The sequence below is a fragment of the Streptomyces viridiviolaceus genome (genome assembly GCF_014650995.1).
GTDB lineage: Bacteria > Actinomycetota > Actinomycetes > Streptomycetales > Streptomycetaceae > Streptomyces > Streptomyces viridiviolaceus.
Genome location: NZ_BMWA01000011.1, coordinates 142,476 through 160,176 on the forward strand (window position 1 = coordinate 142,476; position 17,701 = coordinate 160,176).

At 70.6% G+C, this 17,701-nt stretch carries 20 protein-coding genes; 8 read left to right on the top strand and 12 right to left on the bottom strand.

Annotated elements, in window-relative coordinates:
• Positions 1 to 119 precede the first annotated feature (119 nt).
• Both IE260_RS17815 and IE260_RS17820 read right to left on the bottom strand, forming a co-directional pair.
• Positions 120 to 377, bottom strand: a complete 258-nt coding sequence (locus tag IE260_RS17815) for a WhiB family transcriptional regulator (RefSeq protein ID WP_029383210.1) — start codon at positions 375 to 377, stop codon at positions 120 to 122.
• A 319-nt stretch (positions 378 to 696) separates the two neighbouring features.
• Positions 697 to 1,665 (bottom strand): diacylglycerol/lipid kinase family protein, encoded by a 969-nt coding sequence (locus IE260_RS17820; RefSeq protein ID WP_189872969.1) that lies wholly within the window; start codon positions 1,663 to 1,665, stop codon positions 697 to 699.
• Between the two features lie 126 nt (positions 1,666 to 1,791).
• Between IE260_RS17820 and IE260_RS17825 the strand changes: the two genes are divergently transcribed.
• Positions 1,792 to 2,238, top strand: a complete 447-nt coding sequence (locus IE260_RS17825; RefSeq protein WP_189872971.1) for a hypothetical protein — start codon at positions 1,792 to 1,794, stop codon at positions 2,236 to 2,238.
• Between the two features lie 30 nt (positions 2,239 to 2,268).
• On the opposite strand, the gene IE260_RS17830 is transcribed toward IE260_RS17825, so the two are convergent.
• The 3 genes from IE260_RS17830 to IE260_RS17840 form a co-directional block, all read right to left on the bottom strand.
• Positions 2,269 to 3,378: an RNA polymerase sigma factor SigF gene (locus tag IE260_RS17830; RefSeq protein WP_189872973.1), complete on the bottom strand. Its 1,110-nt coding sequence runs from the start codon at positions 3,376 to 3,378 to the stop codon at positions 2,269 to 2,271.
• 17 nt (positions 3,379 to 3,395) lie between these two features.
• On the bottom strand, positions 3,396 to 3,809 hold the full coding sequence (locus IE260_RS17835; RefSeq protein WP_003973726.1) for an ATP-binding protein: 414 nt from the start codon (positions 3,807 to 3,809) through the stop codon (positions 3,396 to 3,398).
• Positions 3,810 to 4,056: 247 nt separating this feature from the next.
• A complete protein-coding gene (locus tag IE260_RS17840) occupies positions 4,057 to 4,317 on the bottom strand; it encodes a UBP-type zinc finger domain-containing protein (protein ID WP_189872975.1) in 261 nt (86 codons plus the stop codon).
• Between the two features lie 61 nt (positions 4,318 to 4,378).
• Here IE260_RS17840 and IE260_RS17845 point away from each other — a divergent pair, with 61 nt between their 5' ends.
• Positions 4,379 to 5,974: a Na+/H+ antiporter gene (locus IE260_RS17845; RefSeq protein ID WP_189872977.1), complete on the top strand. Its 1,596-nt coding sequence runs from the start codon at positions 4,379 to 4,381 to the stop codon at positions 5,972 to 5,974.
• A gap of 16 nt (positions 5,975 to 5,990) precedes the next feature.
• Here IE260_RS17845 and IE260_RS17850 read toward each other — a convergent pair whose 3' ends face one another.
• Together IE260_RS17850 and IE260_RS17855 are read right to left on the bottom strand one after the other, a co-directional pair.
• Entirely contained in the window at positions 5,991 to 6,899 is a 909-nt protein-coding gene (locus tag IE260_RS17850) for a 1-aminocyclopropane-1-carboxylate deaminase/D-cysteine desulfhydrase (RefSeq protein ID WP_189872979.1), read from the bottom strand.
• Between the two features lie 37 nt (positions 6,900 to 6,936).
• Complete coding sequence (locus IE260_RS17855) at positions 6,937 to 7,527, bottom strand: N-acetylmuramoyl-L-alanine amidase (RefSeq protein ID WP_189872981.1); 591 nt, start codon at positions 7,525 to 7,527, stop codon at positions 6,937 to 6,939.
• A 310-nt stretch (positions 7,528 to 7,837) separates the two neighbouring features.
• On the opposite strand from IE260_RS17855, the gene IE260_RS17860 reads away from it, so the two are divergent.
• From IE260_RS17860 to IE260_RS17875, 4 genes are all read left to right on the top strand, one after another.
• The gene (locus IE260_RS17860; protein ID WP_189872983.1) at positions 7,838 to 9,244 is read left to right on the top strand and encodes a family 2B encapsulin nanocompartment shell protein; all 1,407 of its coding nucleotides are present in this window, start codon (positions 7,838 to 7,840) and stop codon (positions 9,242 to 9,244) included.
• An 87-nt stretch (positions 9,245 to 9,331) separates the two neighbouring features.
• Entirely contained in the window at positions 9,332 to 10,465 is a 1,134-nt protein-coding gene (locus IE260_RS17865; RefSeq protein WP_189872985.1) for a family 2 encapsulin nanocompartment cargo protein polyprenyl transferase, read from the top strand.
• 236 nt (positions 10,466 to 10,701) lie between these two features.
• Positions 10,702 to 11,313, top strand: coding sequence for a GNAT family N-acetyltransferase (locus tag IE260_RS17870; protein ID WP_189872987.1), 612 nt, complete (start codon positions 10,702 to 10,704; stop codon positions 11,311 to 11,313).
• A gap of 83 nt (positions 11,314 to 11,396) precedes the next feature.
• On the top strand, positions 11,397 to 11,642 hold the full coding sequence (locus IE260_RS17875; RefSeq protein ID WP_189872989.1) for an LITAF-like zinc ribbon domain-containing protein: 246 nt from the start codon (positions 11,397 to 11,399) through the stop codon (positions 11,640 to 11,642).
• A 270-nt stretch (positions 11,643 to 11,912) separates the two neighbouring features.
• On the opposite strand, the gene sodN is transcribed toward IE260_RS17875, so the two are convergent.
• The gene (sodN, locus tag IE260_RS17880; RefSeq protein ID WP_189872990.1) at positions 11,913 to 12,308 is read right to left on the bottom strand and encodes a superoxide dismutase, Ni; all 396 of its coding nucleotides are present in this window, start codon (positions 12,306 to 12,308) and stop codon (positions 11,913 to 11,915) included.
• Positions 12,309 to 12,453: 145 nt separating this feature from the next.
• Between sodN and sodX the strand changes: the two genes are divergently transcribed.
• Complete coding sequence (sodX, locus tag IE260_RS17885) at positions 12,454 to 12,888, top strand: nickel-type superoxide dismutase maturation protease (protein WP_189872993.1); 435 nt, start codon at positions 12,454 to 12,456, stop codon at positions 12,886 to 12,888.
• On the opposite strand, the gene IE260_RS17890 is transcribed toward sodX, so the two are convergent.
• Positions 12,792 to 13,421, bottom strand: coding sequence for a CGNR zinc finger domain-containing protein (locus IE260_RS17890; RefSeq protein ID WP_189872995.1), 630 nt, complete (start codon positions 13,419 to 13,421; stop codon positions 12,792 to 12,794). The genes sodX and IE260_RS17890 overlap by 97 nt on opposite strands.
• A 98-nt stretch (positions 13,422 to 13,519) precedes the next feature.
• Between IE260_RS17890 and IE260_RS17895 the strand changes: the two genes are divergently transcribed.
• Positions 13,520 to 14,293 (top strand): class I SAM-dependent methyltransferase, encoded by a 774-nt coding sequence (locus IE260_RS17895; protein WP_189872997.1) that lies wholly within the window; start codon positions 13,520 to 13,522, stop codon positions 14,291 to 14,293.
• A gap of 52 nt (positions 14,294 to 14,345) precedes the next feature.
• Here IE260_RS17895 and IE260_RS17900 read toward each other — a convergent pair whose 3' ends face one another.
• Genes IE260_RS17900 through IE260_RS17910 form a run of 3 tightly spaced genes read right to left on the bottom strand, consistent with a single transcriptional unit; the run spans position 14,346 to position 17,229 of the window.
• Entirely contained in the window at positions 14,346 to 15,152 is an 807-nt protein-coding gene (locus IE260_RS17900; RefSeq protein ID WP_308434671.1) for an amino acid ABC transporter ATP-binding protein, read from the bottom strand.
• On the bottom strand, positions 15,149 to 16,090 hold the full coding sequence (locus IE260_RS17905) for an amino acid ABC transporter permease (protein WP_189872999.1): 942 nt from the start codon (positions 16,088 to 16,090) through the stop codon (positions 15,149 to 15,151). Before IE260_RS17905 ends, IE260_RS17900 begins: the two co-directional genes overlap by 4 nt.
• A 29-nt stretch (positions 16,091 to 16,119) precedes the next feature.
• Positions 16,120 to 17,229, bottom strand: a complete 1,110-nt coding sequence (locus IE260_RS17910) for an ABC transporter substrate-binding protein (RefSeq protein ID WP_373303359.1) — start codon at positions 17,227 to 17,229, stop codon at positions 16,120 to 16,122.
• Positions 17,230 to 17,701: the final 472 nt, after the last annotated feature.

The window sequence follows — 17,701 nt, forward strand, 5'->3', positions numbered from 1 at the left end:
GCTCGAGCGAAGTCGAGGGTTGGGGAGCATCGGGGGTACTGCGCGCTGCGGCTCGGGGGCGGGAGTTGCGTACTCGCTGTACGCGCCGCCAAGCTCAGGCTGTCAGCAGGGGTGGATGGTCAGGCGGAGGCCTGACGGGCCCGGTTGCGGGCGGCGCGGCGCTTCATCGCACGGCGCTCGTCCTCGCTGAGACCACCCCAGACGCCGGAGTCCTGGCCGGACTCGAGCGCCCACTGCAGACACTGCTCGATCACCGGGCAGCGACGGCAGACGGCCTTGGCTTCCTCGATCTGCAGCAGCGCGGGACCGGTGTTGCCGATGGGGAAGAAGAGCTCGGGGTCTTCCTCGCGGCAAACGGCGCGGTGACGCCAGTCCATGGCTGCTACCTCTCCTTGGTATTACGTGCAGGTTGCTTGTGAATGTGAACGCTTTCACGAATCCCTCAACAAGGGAAGGGCCTACCGCCAGGTTCCCTGGCGTGGTCCTGTGGTTTGAAGAGGGGTTCCGGTGATCTGTGGAGGCCGGTCTTGCGGGCCGTCCCGATCGCCAAGAAGAGACTCGCAAACCTCGGCGGCGGATACAACCCCTTCCGGAAAGTTTTTTTTGATTCTTCGGTGTCGACTAGGTCACAGCCGTACTTCCATGGGGTGGACCCTGGTCTAAACGTTCGAGTGAAAGGACTTTTGCCGGTTCTGCTCACACAATCACACGCAGTGCACGGCGTACGCCTGTGAACGTCACGCTCGTTCGCAGCCCCAGGTGGTCACCGTCCATCTGGAGGGGCAGCGGCACCTTCGAATGCAAGGTGAACTCGGTCATGTCGTGCAGTGAGGCGGCATGCCGGCCACGGGGTCCGCGCTCCGGGGACGAAGTGAGCAACTGCGTGCCATACCGGGCAACCGCGGCCGTCGACAGACGGCGCAGGCCGAAGACGTCGAGCCCGGTGTCGAACGAGGCCTCGGGCGACGCGTAGATCGGGCGGTTGCCGAGGAACGTCCACGGCGAGGTGTTCGAGACTATGGACAGCACCAGATCTGTGACCGGTTCCTCACCGGCCCGCTCCAGGGTGATCGTCCCGCTGCGGCGGTGCGGCTCGCCGATGAGCTGGCGCACCACCTGGCGGACGTAGAGGGCGTGCGTGGACTTCTTGCCACGCTCGCGGTGCTGCTCGACCCGGCCGACCACGCCGGCGTCGAAACCGAGTCCGGCGTTGAAGGTGAACCAGCGGGCCGGGACGGACTCGTCGTCCGAGCCCGGCGTGCCCGAGGCGAGGCCCAGTCCGACGGTCCGCTCGCTGCCCTCGCGCAGTGCGTCCAGCAGCGCGCCGGTGGCCTCCACCGCGTGGTTGGGCAGGCCGAGGGCGCGGGCGAAGACGTTGGTGGAACCACCGGGGACCACCGCCAGGCCGGGCAGGTGCTCGGGGTCGGGGCCGGCGTGCAGCAGGCCGTTGACGACCTCATTGACCGTGCCGTCGCCGCCGAGCGCCACCACCAGCTCGATGTCGTCGCTCTGGGCCGCCTGCCGGCCCAGGTCGCGCGCGTGGCCGCGGTACTCGGTGGTGACCGCCTCCAGCTTCATCTCGCTCGCGAGCGCGTGGATCAGCACGTCGCGCGTACGCGCACTCGTGGTGGTTGCCGCCGGATTGACCACGAGAAGTGCACGCATGGGTTGCAGGGTACCTACTGGGCGGTACCTGGCCCAGACCGAGGCGGAGATCGGCCATAGATCGGCGCGCGAACCGGCGTGCGGGCCCGCCACGGGCGCCCGCACGGTGAGGGCTACCCTTCAGGGGTGAGCAGTGAGCAGACCCCCACGCCCGAAGCCGCCGAAGAGGCGGGCCCCCGTCCCGGCCGGCTGACCGCGGCCGCGGCACTCGCCGCGCTGGAGGGGCTGGCGCTCGTCGTCGGCGGCGCCTGGATGCTCGTGGGCGGCCTCACCGGTCACCCCGACGACCGGACCTCGGCCCTCACCGGCGGTGCCACGCTCATCGTCCTCGCCCTGCTGCCGCTGCTCGCCGCCCGCGGGCTGCTGGCCCGGCGCAGCTGGAGCCGGGGGCCCGCCGTCATCACGCAGATCATGGCGCTGCCCGTGGCCTACAACCTGCTGCAGGTCGACAGCATCGCCATCCCGGCGGGGATCGTCCTCGGGGTCGTGGCCGTCACGGCGCTGGTGCTGCTGGTGAACCCCACGACCACCCGGGCCCTCGGGATCCGGGGGCCCGGCAGCGTCGAGAAGTAACCCCGCTCGACCGCTGCTGCTCGGCGGTGGCTACTCCTCGACCAGCAGCTTCTCCCGCAGCTGGGCCAGCGTGCGCGCCAACAGCCGCGACACGTGCATCTGCGAGATCCCGACCTCCTGCGCGATCTGGGACTGGGTCATGTTGCCGAAGAAGCGCAGCAGCAGGATCCGCTTCTCCCGCGGCGGCAGGTCCTCCAGCAGCGGTTTGAGGGACTCCCGGTACTCGACGCCCTCCAGCGCCTCGTCCTCGGCGCCGAGGGTGTCCGCGACCGCCGGGGACTCGTCGTCGGTGTCCGGGACGTCCAGGGACAGTGTGGAGTACGCGTTGGCGGACTCCAGGCCCTCCAGGACCTCCTCCTCCGAGATCGACAGCTTCTCGGCGAGCTCGTGGACCGTGGGGGAGCGGCCGTGCAGCTGGGAGAGCTCCGCCGTGGCCGTGGTCAGCGACAGCCGCAGCTCCTGCAGCCGGCGCGGGACCCGCACCGCCCAGCCCTTGTCCCGGAAGTGCCGCTTGATCTCACCGACGACCGTGGGGGTGGCGTAGGTGGAGAACTCCACCCCGCGGTCCGGGTCGAAACGGTCGACGGACTTGATCAGTCCGATGGTGGCGACCTGCGTGAGGTCGTCCAGGGGCTCACCGCGGTTGCGGAAGCGGCGCGCGAGATGCTCGACGAGCGGCAGGTGCATGCGGACCAGCTGGTTGCGCAGCTCCGCGTACTCCGGGCTGTCCTTCGGCAGCGAACGCAGCTCGGCGAACTTCGCGCGCGCCCCGCTGCGGTCCTGCGGGTCGTGCTGCGTGCCCTGCGCGCCGCGTGCGCCGGACACGTGGTCCTCGGAGTACCGCTCGTGCTCGCTCATCGTCCCGCCCGTCGCCCTTTCCCGAGCCCTCGCCTCCGCGCGGGCGGGCCGGACCGGGGTGACCCCGGTCCGGCCGTCCGCAGGCGTGCTCCGCACGGCACCGTCCCCCTGTCCGGTCCGCTGCCCGTCGCCCGGGACGACCGCCTCCGCGGCGGCCTCCTCCGGATGCGGCCGGGCCTGCTCGGGGATGCCGTCGATGCCGTCCGCCACGCGTCCGGCACCGTCCGGAGAACGTGCGCCCTCGGCCGGCAGCTCCCGTGTGTCGCGCTCTTCGTCCCGCACCGGCCCGTCCCCGTCCCTCACGTCGGCCCGGGTCCCGCGCCGCGCTGTTTGTAAAGGCTGATCGAAACGGTTTTGTCCTCGTCCACGGCGGAGGAGACCTTGCCCGCGAGGGCGGACAGGACGGTCCAGGCGAAGGTGTCCCGCGAGGGGGCGTGACCGTCCGTGGTCGGCGCCGAGACCGTGACCTCGAGCGAGTCGTCGACAAGCCGGAAGACGCAACTGAGCACCGAGCCCGGCACGGCCTGCTGAAGCAGGATCGCGCAGGCCTCGTCCACTGCGATGCGCAGGTCCTCGATCTCGTCGAGGGTGAAGTCCAAACGGGCCGCGAGGCCGGCCGTCGCCGTACGCAGCACCGACAGGTAGGCACCCGCGGCCGGCAGCCGGACTTCCACGAAGTCCTGGGTCGCGGGCTCGCCTGCGATCTGGGACACCCTCACCTCCAAGGTGGTACAAGCGTTACAGGGCCGAGGGTCGCCCCCGGGGTAACGCGACACGTGGTTCAGCGGTGACGTTATCGCGCTCCGAACTTTTCTGTCCCCGAGACCCCAACCCCTTGCTGTCACTCATAGTAAACACGTGAACACGCACAGTGGCTAGGGGTTGGGCGGGCTCAAATCGGGAGAGCGCGCCGGGTTGACGTACCCAGGCGTCAGACGGTCGAACCGTCCCCGCGACAGGTCACACGAGTACGTGGTCGATGAAGCACCAGCGCCAGCTCTCCCCGGGCTCGAAGGTCCTCATCAACGGGTGGCCGGTCTCCTTGTAGTGCGCCGTCGCGTGCCGTCCCGGCGAGGAGTCGCAGCAGCCGACGTGACCGCAGGTGAGGCACAGCCGCAGCTGCACCGGGTCCGTGCCCTCGGCCAGACATTCCGGACAGGTGTCGCCCAGCGGCTCGGGTTCCTGGTGCGGCAGCGCGTCGGCGTGCGTGCACTGTTTCATGATTGCCAGGTTACGACGGGTCTGCGGATGACCGCGCGGAATAAGAGGGTGGGCGAGGACGATGGACGTGATGCCACTGCTGTTGCTGGTGGCGGGGAGCGCCGCGATCGCCGCGGCGGGCCGGCGCACCCCGGTGCCGGCGCCGCTGCTGCTGGTCGCGGCCGGTCTGGCGGTGAGCTACGTCCCCGGCGTGCCCGACTACACCCTCGACCCGCACGTCGTCCTGCCGCTGCTGCTGCCCCCGCTGCTGTACACGGCGGCCACCGACAGCTCCTACCTGGACCTGCGTGCCCAGCTGCGCCCCGTGGCGCTGCTGTCCGTGGGCTACGTGCTCTTCGCGACCTTCGTCGTCGGCTGGGCCGTGTACCTGATCGTGCCGGGCCTGCCGCTGACGGCGGCGCTGGTGCTCGGCGCGGTGGTGGCGCCGCCGGACGCCGTCGCCGCCACCGCGGTCGCCCGCCGGGTGGGCCTGCCCTCCCGGATCACCACGATCCTCCAGGGCGAGTCCCTGGTGAACGACGCCACCGCGATCACCGCCTTCAAGGTGGCGCTCGCCGCCGCCGTCGGCGAGGGCGCCACCTGGGCCGGCGGGATCGCCGAGTTCCTGATCGCGGCGATCGGCGGCGTCGGCGTCGGGCTGGTGCTGATGGTGCCGATCCACTGGCTGCGCACCCACGTGAGGGAGGCGCTGCTGCAGAACACGCTCTCCCTGCTGATCCCGTTCGTCGCCTACGCGGCGGCCGAGCAGGTGCACGCCTCCGGTGTGCTGGCCGTGGTGGTCGTCGCGCTCCATCTCGGCCACCGCGCGTGGGAGGTCGATTTCGCCACCCGCCTCCAGGAGGAGGCCGTGTGGAAGATGGTCGCGTTCGTGCTGGAGTCGGCGGTGTTCGCCCTGATCGGCCTGCAGCTGCCGGTGGTCCTGAGGGGCCTCGGCACGTACGAGGGCGCCGACGCCGCCTGGTACGCGGTCGCCGTCTTCCTGGTCGTGGCCGTGGCCCGGTTCGTGTGGGTGTACCCGGCGACCTTCCTGCCCCGGATGCTGTCGGCACGCATCCGCGCGCGCGAGGAGAACCCGACCTGGAAGGGCCCGTTCGTCATCGGCTGGGCCGGGATGCGGGGCGTGGTCTCCCTCGCCATCGCCTTCTCCATCCCGCTCACCGTGGACGGCGGCGAACCCTTCCCGCAGCGCAACCTCATCCTGTTCCTGACCTTCACGACGGTCATCGGCACGCTCGTCGTCCAGGGCGTGACGCTGCCGCCCCTGATCCGCCTGCTGAAGTTCCCCGGACCCGACGTGCAGGCCCAGACGCTCGCGGAGGCCAATGCCCAGGCCCAGGCGTCCCGGGCCGCCGAGCAGCGCCTGGACGACCTCCTCAACGACGAGCGCAACGCCCTGCCGGGCCCGCTCGCCGAGCGCCTGCGCACGGTCCTGGAACGCCGCCGCAACGCCGTCTGGGAGCGCCTCGGCCAGGTCAACCCGGTCACCGGGGAGACCGTCGACGACACCTACCGGCGGCTGTCGCGGGAGATGATCGGCGCGGAGCGCGAGGTGTTCGTCCGGTTGCGGGACGGCCGCTACATCGACGACGAGATGCTGCGGACGCTGCTGCGGAGGCTGGACCTGGAAGAGGCGGCGGCCTACCGGGAGGCGGCCTGAAGGGGATGCCGGGGGCTCAGGGGAACGGGCGGCCGGTGACGACCGCCGCCAGCGTCGTCCCGGGCGCGAACGCGCCCTCCCGGGCCAGCACGAGAAGGCCGTAGAGCATCTTCGCGACGTACAGGCGTTCCACGGGCAGGCCGTGACGGCGCTCGAAGTCGTCGGCGAACGCGCCCAGCTCGGCGGTGGTGCGGGCGTAACCGCCGAAGTGGAAGCGGTCGTCGAGGCTCCAGGTGCCGCGGGGCCCGCCGAACGCCAGCTCCTGCAGCCGCCGTATGTCGCCGGCCAGGAAACCGCCCTTGAGCACGGGTATGCCCAGCGCCCGCCCACCCGGGCCGAGCCCGGCGGCCAGTCCCGCGAGCGTGCCGCCCGTGCCGCAGGCGAGCGCGACGACGTCGGCGCGGCCGTCGAGCTCCTCACCGAGCGTCCGGCAGCCACGGACGGCCTCCGCGTTGCTGCCGCCCTCGGGTATGACGTGGGCGTCCTCGGCGCCCGCCGCGCGCAGGAGGGCCGCCAGGGTGTCGGGATCGGTCTTGCGGCGGTACGCCGACCGGTCGACGAAGTGCAGCCGCATCCCGTCGGCCGCGCACCGGGCCAGGGACGGGTTGAGCGGCCGTCCGGCCAGCTCCTGCCCGCGCACCACGCCGACCGTGGGCAGACCGAGCAGTCGGCCGGCCGCGGCCGTGGCACGCAGATGGTTGGAGTAGGCGCCGCCGAATGTGACGACACCGCGGCCGTCCGCCGCGGCGAGGTTCGGCGCGAGTTTCCGCCATTTGTTGCCGACCAGCTCCGGGTGGATCAGATCGTCCCGCTTCAGCAGCAACCGCACGCCGTGCCGCTCGAACCGCTCGTCCGCGACCTCCTGCAACGGCGACGGCAGCCGGGGGCGAAGGCCGGCGAGGCCGGGGGCGTCGGTGCTGGTCACCCCACCATTGTCACCCCGGCACCGCGCGGCGCCCGGATCACTTCAGCCGGTCCCGGATGCGCCCGCGCATCGACGCCATCGAGAAGCCCCGCGGGTCCACCTTGCCCGGCTGCCACTCCAGGTGGCCGATGACCGACCGCTCGTTCCAGCCGTGGTGGCGGCAGACCGCCGCGGCGGCTCTCTCGATGGCCTTCAACTGCGCCGCGGGCCAGGGGTCCTCACCGTCGCCCAGGTTCTCGCACTCGAAGCCGTAGAAGTGCCGGTTGCCGTCGGTGTTCGCCTCGTTGTCCCGCGGCAGCGCCTTCTCGGCGATCACCGCGCGCAGCACCTCGTCGTCGCCGAGCCCGGCGTGGTTGGCACGGCCGTACCCGACCAGGTGGACCTTGCCGTCCTTGGTGATCACACCGTGGCACAGCGGGCCGGGCAGTCCCTCGTAGCCGTTGCGGCAGATCTCCACCGTCCGTGCGCTGCCCCTGGTCACCGTGTGGTGGATCATCACGCCGTGGACGGGGCCCCAGGGGCCCTTGTGGTTGCGGTTGTGGTGCCGCCAGTCACCGACCTCGACGACGGTGAGGCCCTCCGCTCTGAGGGCTTTCAGGAAACTGCCCGTGGACATGGGTGAGGCCATGACCGGCTCCTTCGTCCAGCGCGACGGCCGCCCGGCGCGACCGCCCCTACCGGTGCTTGTACCGAAACGGAGCGCCTCTCACCACGTGCTCGGAACGTGTTCGGGTCGTGTGCGAGCCGATCCGGACAAGGTCCGGCCCGGTGGGCCCCGTGGGCGGCCGCCGGGCGCGCCCCCTATGTGCCCCGCCCGCCGGTGATCCATTCCCGCTCTTTCGTGTAATAGCACCGGCACGCTACGTGAGGAAGGCTGGTCCGTGCACATCGATGCCGGGCGCAGGTGCGTCCGGCATGTACCGGGAGGGCAATTCCTTATGTCGGTAGGCGAAGAGGTCCGCACCGAGCAGACCAGGCCGCAGCAGAGCCTCGGCACGGCGGCCGCGCGGAACCTGGCCACCACCACCAAGTCCGTACCCCAGATGCAGGAGATCAGCTCCCGCTGGCTGCTGCGCACCCTTCCCTGGGTGGACGTCCAGGGCGGCACGTACCGGGTGAACCGGCGCCTGACCTTCGCCGTCGGCGACGGCCGGGTGACGTTCGTGAAGACCGGCGACCGCGTCGAGGTCATCCCCGCGGAGCTGGGCGAACTGCCGGCCCTGCGGTCGTACGAGGACGAGGAGGTGCTCTCGGAACTCGCCCAGCGCTGCGAGCAGCGGGAGTTCGGCCCGGGAGAGGTGATCGCCTCGTTCGGCAGCCAGGCCGACGAGGTGTACCTGCTGGCGCACGGCAAGGTGGAGAAGATCGGCACCGGCCCCTACGGGGACGACGCGGTTCTCGGGGTCCTCGCCGACGGCTCCTACTTCGGTGACCAGGCCCTGCTCGACGGCGACGCCATCTGGGAGTACACCGCCCGCACGGTCACCGCGTGCACGGTGCTCGTGCTGCCCCGTCAGGACGTGGAGCAGATCGCGGAGCGCGCGGACTCGCTGCGCGAGCACCTCCGGCAGCGCCGCTCCATCCCCGAGCAGCGCACCAACAAGCACGGTGAGAAGGCGATCGACCTCGCCGCAGGCCACAGCGGGGAGCCCGACATCCCGCACACCTTCGTCGACTACGAGGCCAGGCCCCGCGAGTACGAACTGAGCGTGGCCCAGACCGTGCTGCGCATCCACTCCCGCGTGGCCGACCTGTACAACCAGCCGATGAACCAGACCGAGCAGCAGATCCGGCTGACGGTCGAGGCACTGAAGGAGCGTCAGGAGCACGAGCTGGTCAACAACCGCGAGTTCGGCCTCCTGCACAACTGCGAGTACGACCAGCGGATCCAGCCGCACGACGGGGTGCCGGGCCCGGACGACATGGACGAGCTGCTCAGCCGGCGGCGCGGCACCAAGCTGTTCCTCGCCCACCCGCGCGCGATCGCCGCGTTCGGCCGCGAGCTGAACAAGCGCGGACTCGTGCCCGAGACCATCGACATCGGCGGCAACCGCATTCCCACCTGGCGGGGCGTGCCGATCTACCCGTGCAACAAGATCCCCGTCACCGAGTCCCGTACGTCCTCGATCATCGCGATGCGTACGGGCGAGCAGGACCAGGGCGTCATCGGCCTGCGGGCCACCGGCATCCCGGACGAGATCGAGCCGAGCCTGTCGGTGCGCTTCATGGGCATCAACGAACAGGCCATCATCAAGTACCTGGTGACCGCCTACTACTCGGCCGCGGTCCTCGTGCCGGACGCACTCGGCGTCCTGGAGAACGTCGAGATCGGCCGCTGGCGGTGACGCCTGTCTCCCGAACGCCGTGTTCCCGCCCGCCCGGGCGGGTACACCCCGGGGGTACGGAGGCGGGCCGATGGGGGGAATGAGTCCATGACGGAGACTCGGCACAGCGCCGTCGAGACGCGAGGTCCCACCGGAACCCTGGAAAGGCACGGACCCATCGGGACGCAGCGGGACAAGGGGCCGGGGGCGGCCGACGGGCAGGAGGCGGAGGCGCTGCTGCGGCAGGCCAGGGCGTCGGTCGACCCGGAGCTGCGGGCCGCCATCGCGTCCCTGCCCGTTTCGATGCGCCGGATCGCGCTGTACCACTTCGGCTGGGAGCACGCGGACGGCACGCCGGCCGAGGGCAACGCGGGCAAGGCGATCCGCCCGGCGCTCGTCCTCGCCTCGGCCGCCGCGCTCGGCGGCACGGGGGCCCGCGCGGCGGCCGTCCGGGCGGCAGTGGCGGTGGAACTGGTCCACAACTTCAGCCTGCTGCACGACGACGTGATGGACCGGGACACCACCCGGCGACACCGGCCCACCGCCTGGACCGTGTTCGGCGACGCCGACGCGATCCTCGCGGGGGACGCCCTCCAGGCACTGGCCCTGCGGCTGCTCGCCGCGGATCCGCACCCGGCGTCCGCGGCGGCGGTCACCCGGCTCGCGGACTGCGTCGTGGAGCTGTGCGCCGGCCAGCACGCGGACACGGCCATGGAGCGGCGCGGCCCGGACGAGGTCACGCTCGAGGAGACGCTCGCCATGGCCGAGGCCAAGACGGGCGCGCTGCTGGGGTGTGCCTGTGCCCTCGGCGGGCTGTACGCCGGCGCGACCGAGGAGGACGTCGAGGCGCTGGACGCCTTCGGCCGCGAGGCCGGGCTGGCCTTCCAGCTCATCGACGACGTCATCGGCATATGGGGCGACCCGTGCCGCACCGGCAAACCGGCCGGCGCGGACCTGGCCGTCCGCAAGAAGTCGCTGCCGGTGGTCGCCGCCCTCACCTCCGGCACGCCGGCTGCGGTCGAACTGGCCGAGCTGTACGGGGTGCCCTACGAGGACGACAAGGAGGAGCTGGAGCGCATCGCACTGGCTGTGGAGCGGGCCGGTGGCCGGGACTGGGCGCAGGCCAAGGCGGCCGACCGGATGGCGAGGGCCATGCACGAGCTGTCCCGTGCCGTACCCGACCCGGAGGCCGCCGGCGGCCTGCTCTCGCTGGCGGAGTTCGTGACCCGGCGCAGCACCTGACCGGCCGCGGAAGGCTCCGGAGCCCGTGCAAGGCCGTACGGCACCTGACCCCGTACGGCCGCAGCGCCCAGGGCTCCGGTCCGGCGGGTCCCGCACTTCCCCACGGTGTGCGGGGCCCGTCCCCTTCAGCCGTGCCTCCGCACGGCCCCACACCTCGCCCCGCACGGCCCGCGTCGCCCGATAGTCTTCAACGGCCTTGCAGGGAAGCGCTGTTGAATCGAAGGGGCGGGCGGGACATGGGCGTGGCGATCCGGACGGCGGGGGAGGGCGACCGGGAGCTGGTCGTCCGGCTGCTGGACGAGGCGTTCCGGGACGATCCGGTGAGCAGCTGGGTCTTCCCCGGCGCGGAGTACCGCCGTAAGACCCACCACAGGCTCATGGCCGCCTTCACCGACGCCGTGCTCGCCGACGGGCGCATAGACGTCACCGAGGACGGTGCGGCCTGCGCGCTGTGGCTGTCGGTGCCCGCGCACGAGCACGGCGGCGACGGGCCGGACGAGGGCCCCGCCCAGGTCCGCGAGGCCGTCGACCCGGGCAACGAACGCGTCGAGCTGATCGGCCGGCTGACGGCCGGCATCCACCCCTCCGGCCGGGCCCACGAGTACCTCTGGATGATCGGCGTGGTCCCGGAGCGGCAGGGCGAGGGCCTGGGCACCGCGCTCATCGCGTCGGTCCTCGACCGCTGCGACCGCGAGGGCCTGCCGGCCTATCTGGAGGCGAGCAGCGCACGCAGCCGCGGGCTGTACGAACGTCTCGGCTTCGAGCTCACGGGCGAGGTCCTGGACCTGCCGGACGGCCCCCGCATGTGGCCGATGTGGCGCGAGCCGCTGCGCCCGGCGCGCCGGTAGCCGGTACGCGCCTGCGGCAACGGGGCGCAGGCGCGCAGGCACAGCAGGGAGCACTGAGCCGCCGCCCGCTCTACGCTGGGGACATGGACGGCACAAAGCACGTCTGCCCCAGCTGCGGGCAGGCGGTCGAGACGGTCGTCCGGCGCCACAAGACGCTGGGCGCGTGGGTACCGGTATGGGTGCCAGGCCCGTGCCGCAACCCGGCCTGCGAGGCACGCTCCGACGAGAGCGCGGAAGCCGCGGAGACCGGAGAGGACAAGAAGGACGGCGGGTCCGACACCCGGATTCGGGCCTCCAGGCCGCGGGAAAGGGCCACGGAGAACTCCTGAACCCAACTCTCCGGGTCCGGCGAGCCGATCCGCGGCCAGGACCGGCCGAACCCGCACGGGCCCGGCTGGTCCGGCGAGGCGAGAACGGCGGGACGGCGATCACCGACGGGCCGTACGCCCGCTGCCCCTGGCTCGAGGGACGACCGCGCGAAGCGTACGACGAACGGGTACGCCGAAGGGGCCCGGCCGGGTACGGCCGGGCCCCTTCGGGTTGCCCGTCGGCCTGCGATGGTGCACCGATCGCCGGCCCGGAGAGGGACTGACCGCAGGTCAGGCCTTCTTGGTCTCCCAGAAGATCTTGTCGATCTGGGCGATGTAGTCCAGGGCCTTCTGGCCGGTGGCCGGGTCGGTCGACGCCTTGGCGGCCGACAGGGCCTTCAGGGTGTCGTTGACCAGCTGGTGCAGCTCGGGGTACTTCTCGAAGTGCGGCGGCTTGAAGTAGTCGCTCCAGAGCACGGAGACGTGGTGCTTCGCGAGCTCTGCGCGCTGCTCCTTGATGACCGTGGCACGCGCCTGGAAGTGCGGGTCGTCGTTGCCGGCCATCTTCTCCTGGACGGCCTTCACCGACTCCGCCTCGATGCGGGCCTGGGCAGGGTCGTACACGCCGCAGGGCAGGTCGCAGTGGGCGCTGACCTTGGCCTTGGGGGCAAACAGGCGGGAAAGCATGAAGCGTTCCTTCCTCGTGATCGTCTTCTCAGGGGGGACATTACTCCCTGGGAGGCCCGATTTCGCGAGTGCCCCCGTGGGCTTAGGACAAAAGTCCGGGGTCAGACTGAGACTGGTGGAGGAAGAACCGGGGAGGTGCCGGGTGATGCCGGAGCTGTCGCAGGAGACCGATCGCGCGAGAGGACCGCTGCCGTTCGGGCCGGCCGAGGTGACCGGGCCGTCGATGGTGCCCACGCTGCACCACGGGGACCTGCTCCTCGTGCACTGGGGGGCCAGGATCAAACCCGGTGACGTCGTCGTGCTGCGGCACCCCTTCCAGCAGGACCTGCTCGTGGTCAAGCGGGCCGCACAGCGGCGTGAGGCCGGTTGGTGGGTGCTCGGGGACAACGCGTTCGCGGGGGGCGACAGCACCGACTACGGGGCCGTTCCCGAGGAGTTCGTCCTCGGCAGGGTCCGTTTCCGCTACCGGCCGCTCCGCCGCGATCAGCGCTCGCCGTTCACCGTGGTCCGCTGGGCGCTGTCGGCCGTCCGACCGGTGCTGTCCGACCGGTCCGCCTCCAGGCGCTTGCGAGCGCGGTAGGCCGCCACGTTGGCGCGGGTGGCGCAGCGGTCGGAGCAGTAGCGCCGGGAGCGGTTGGTGGAGGTGTCCAGGTAGGCGTTGCGGCAGGGGGCCGCCTCGCACAGGCCCAGGCGGTCCACGCCGTACTCCGTGAGGTGGAACGCCAGGCCCATCGCCGCGATGGCGGCGAAACCGGCGGTCGCGTTGGACGGATGGTCCGCCAGGTGCATGTGCCACAGGGGGCGGCCGTCGTCGTCGCGGTGGTCGTGCCCGGAGATCTGCGGGCTCACCGGGAACTCCAGGAGGAGGGAGTTCAGCAGGTCCACCGCGAGCGTCTCGTCGCCGCCGTCCGCGGCCTCGAAGACGGCGCGCAGCCGTGCCCGGACCGAGCGGAACCGGGTCACGTCCGCCTCCGCGGCGCGCCGGGCCGCCGACTGATTGGCGCCGAAGAGTTCGCGGACGGCCTCGATCGACGTCAGTGAGTCCTTGCCCCGGGCCGGTTCCTCGGTGTTGACGAGACGCACGGCGTAATCCGAGTAATAGGCCAGTTCCACTTGTAGTCCTTACGAAGGGGCTCTATGGTCGTGCCTGCGATCAGGTAACAGCTGATCGTGGTTCCAGGGTATTACGTGACGTACCTCAGGAGGGGTCGATGACGGACGCGGACATCACCACCACGAACGCAGCCGACTGGCACGCCTGGCAGGAGAGCTGGGACCGGCAGCAGGAGTGGTACATGCCCGACCGCGAGGAACGCTTCCGGATCATGCTCGACATGGTGGAGGCCCTGGTCGGCACCGCACCGCGCGTGCTCGACCTCGCGTGCGGCACGGGAACCATCACGGCGCGGCTGCTCGCGCGGTTCCCGGACGCCCTCAGCACCGGCGTCGACCTCGACCCCGCGCTCCTGGCCATCGCCGAGGGCACCTTCGAGGGCGACGAGCGGGTCTCCCTCGTCACCGCCGACCTCAAGGACCCCGACTGGACGGCGAAGCTGCCGTACGACTCCTACGACGCCGTCCTGACCGCCACGGCCCTGCACTGGTTCCACAGCGAACCCCTCGCCGCCCTCTACGGTCAGGTCGCGGGCGTCGTCCGCGACGGCGGTGTCTTCATGAACGCGGACCACATGATCGACGACACGACGCCCCGGATCAACGCGGCCGAGCGCGCCCAGCGGCACGCGCGCATGGAGAGCGCCAAGCAGGAAGGCGCCCTCGACTGGTCCGAGTGGTGGCAGGTCGCCGCCAAGGACCCGGTGCTGGCGCAGCCCACGGCCCGGCGTTTCGAGATCTACGGCGAGCACGCCGACGGCGACATGCCGTCGGCGGCGTGGCACGCGCGCGTGCTGCGCGAGAAGGGCTTCGGCGAGGTGCGGCCCGTGTGGTGCTCGCCGTCGGACACGCTGCTGCTGGCGCTGAAGTAGCCCGAAGGGGCGGTACGGGAACACCCCGTACCGCCCCTTCGCGTGCGTACCGTCAGAGCACCTTGGACAGGAACGCCTTCGTCCGTTCGTGCTGCGGGTCGGTCAGGACGTCGCGCGGGTTGCCCGACTCGACCACCACGCCGCCGTCCATGAAGACCAGGCTGTCGCCCACCTCGCGGGCGAAGCCCATCTCGTGGGTGACGACGACCATTGTCATGCCCGACTCGGCGAGGTCGCGCATGACGTCGAGGACGTCGCCGACCAGCTCCGGGTCGAGGGCCGAGGTCGGCTCGTCGAACAGCATCAGCTTCGGGTCCATCGCGAGCGCCCGGGCGATCGCGACCCGCTGCTGCTGGCCGCCGGAGAGCTGCGAGGGGTAGTTGCCGGCCTTGTCGGCCAGGCCCACGCGGTCCAGGAGCTGCATCGCGCGCTCCCTGGCCTGGCCCTTGCTCACGCCCTTGACCTGCACCGGCGCCTCGATGACGTTCTCGGCGGCCGTCATGTGCGGGAAGAGGTTGAAGCGCTGGAAGACCATGCCGATGTCCCGGCGCTTGACGGCGACCTCGCTGTCCTTCAGCTCGTACAGCTTGTCGCCCTTCTGGCGGTAGCCGACCAGCTCGCCGTCGACGTACAGACGGCCGGCGTTGATCTTCTCCAGGTGGTTGATGCACCTGAGGAAGGTCGACTTGCCGGAGCCGGAGGGGCCGATGAGGCAGAACACCTCGCCGGACTTCACCTCCAGGTCGATGCCCTTGAGCACCTCGACGGGACCGAAGGACTTGTGGACGCCCTCGGCCTTGACCATGGGCACGGTGGAGTCCTTCACGACGGCGTCCGTCCTGCTGAGCTTCTCGGTCATGCCGCCGCTCCCTTCCGGCTCGACAGGGAGAACAGGTTCGCCTTCACCTTCTGCCACGGCGTGGGCGGCAGCTGGCGGCTGGCGCCGCGGGCGTAGTAGCGCTCCAGGTAGTACTGGCCGACGCTGAAGACCGATGTCAGCAGCAGGTACCAGGCCGCGGCCAGGAACAGCATCTCGGCGGGGGCGCCGGAGGTCTGGCCGATGTCCTGGGCGACGCGGAACAGTTCGGAGTACTGGACGACCGACACCAGCGAGGTCGTCTTCAGCATGTTGATGACCTCGTTGCCCGTCGGCGGCACGATCACGCGCATCGCCTGCGGGACGACGATCCGGCGCAGCGTCTTGGCGTGGCTCATGCCCAGCGCGTGCGCCGCCTCGGTCTGGCCCTCGTCGACGGCGAGCAGACCGGCGCGGCAGATCTCCGCCATGTACGCGGCCTCGTTGAGGCCGAGGCCGAGCAGCGCCGTCAGGAACGGCGTCATGAAGTCCGACCACTCGTCCCGGTAGAACGGGCCGAGGTTGATGTACTCGAAGACCAGGCCCAGGTTGAACCAGACGACCAGCTGGACCAGCACGGGCGTGCCGCGGAAGAACCAGATGTAGAACCACGCGATGGACGAGGTCACCGGGTTCTTCGACAGGCGCATCACGGCGAGCAGGATGCCGCCGACGACGCCGATGAGCATGGCCAGGACGGTCAGCAGCAGCGTCTTGCCCATGCCGGACAGGATGCGGTCGTCGAAGAAGTAGTCCGGGATCGCGCCCCAGTTGATCTTGCCCTGGGAGAAGGCGTAGACGACCGCCGCCAGCAGCGCGAGAGCGATGACGGCGGAGATGTACCGGCCGTAGTGCCGTACCGGGATGGCCTTGATGGCCTCCGGTCCGGCCGGGGGCGTGCCGGCCGGACCGCCCGCCGTCTTGTCGATGTCAACAGTCACGGGTGATGCCTTTCAGTGCCGCCCCGCGGTCACTTGCCGCCGTTGATGGTGCCCTCCGTGACGGCACCGTCCGCCACGCCCCACTTGTCGAGGATCTTCTTGTACTCGCCGTTCGCGATGACCGCGTCCAGAGCGGCCTTCAGGGCGTCGCGGAGCTGGGTGTTGTCCTTTGCGACCGCGATGCCGTACGGCGCGGCCTCGACCTGCTCGCCGACGAGCTGGAAGTCCTTGCCGCCGCCGGAGGTCTTCACCGCGTAGGCCGCGACCGGGAAGTCGGAGGAGCCGGCGTCGGCGCCGCCCGCGCGCAGGCGGGTCTGGGCCTGCTGGTCGTTGTCGAAGGCCTCGATGGAGATCTTCTTGCCGGCCGGGCACTTCTGGGCCTCGGCCTTGGCGAGGTCCTCCGACACCGTGCCGCGCTGGAGCACGATCTTCTTGCCGCACAGGTCGGACCAGGTCTTGATGCCCTGGTCGTCGCCCTTCTTGGTGTAGATCGAGACACCGGCGGTGAAGTAGTCCACGAAGTCGACGCCCTCACCGACCTTCTTGCCGGTGTCGGAGTCGATGCCCTCCTGGCGGTCCTTCGTGTCGGTCATCGCGGACATGGCGATGTCGTAGCGCTTGGAGCGCAGACCGGTGATCAGGGTGTCGAACGTGCCGTTCTCGAACTCGAACTTCACGCCGAGCTGCTTGCCCATCGCGTCCGCGAGGTCCGGGTCGATACCGACCGTCTTGCCGGAGCCGTCCTTGAATTCGACGGGTGCGTACGCGATGTCGGACCCGACCTTGACGACGCCCTTGTCGCGGATGGACTGGGGCAGCTTGTCGGCCAGCGGGGCCGCGCTCGTGGACTGCTCGTCCTTGCTGGAGCCGCTGTCCTCGGTCTGGTCGCCGCATCCGGTGAGCAGCAGAGCGCCTGCGACCGCGATCGCACCGACCGCTGCAGTGCGGGAGTACGCGGCGGTCGTACGACGGGTGGAGCTTGCGGTCATGGTGGTTCCTCCGGCGGAAGATGGAGTTGCCGATGGGGCGGGGGCGCCGGCCGAGTCGATCGGCAGGTGCCGTGGGGTCGACGAGAGCACACGCCTTCGAGTGTCGCGACCTCGTGTGATTACGGCATCTTGCCATTCGGACTGAGCCATTCGAGGGGGACGCAATGTCAAAATCGGATAACGGGTGACGCCCCTCGGCGACCCGAACCGCACCAGGTCGGTACATCACGACCGAACCTTTGCGGGAATCCGCCCTTCCGGCCGGAAGATCTTCGGCGCATCTCGGTATGCGGGCATCGCGCGCCGATCCGTGCGGCCGTTCAGGCGCCGTTTCCGGTGTTTGTCAAGAGCTGCCGAGAAGTTGTCCGGATGCCTGTCTATGAGTCATGTCACCGACATACGACGTTCGGGGTCCGGCATGTGAGCTTGCGCTTAACGGACTCGTCGCAGGGGGCGTCCGTCGGGTAAGAAGGTTCTTTACACCCCTCATCAGGGGCTCAGGGCGCGTGTGCGGCGTGCCCGTCGCGCAGGGTCCATGTGCAACAACGGCCAGGTCCTTGCGCGGTGCCCGCCCGCTCCTCACCAGGAGCGGACAAACCCTCAAACCATGAACAATTAAGGG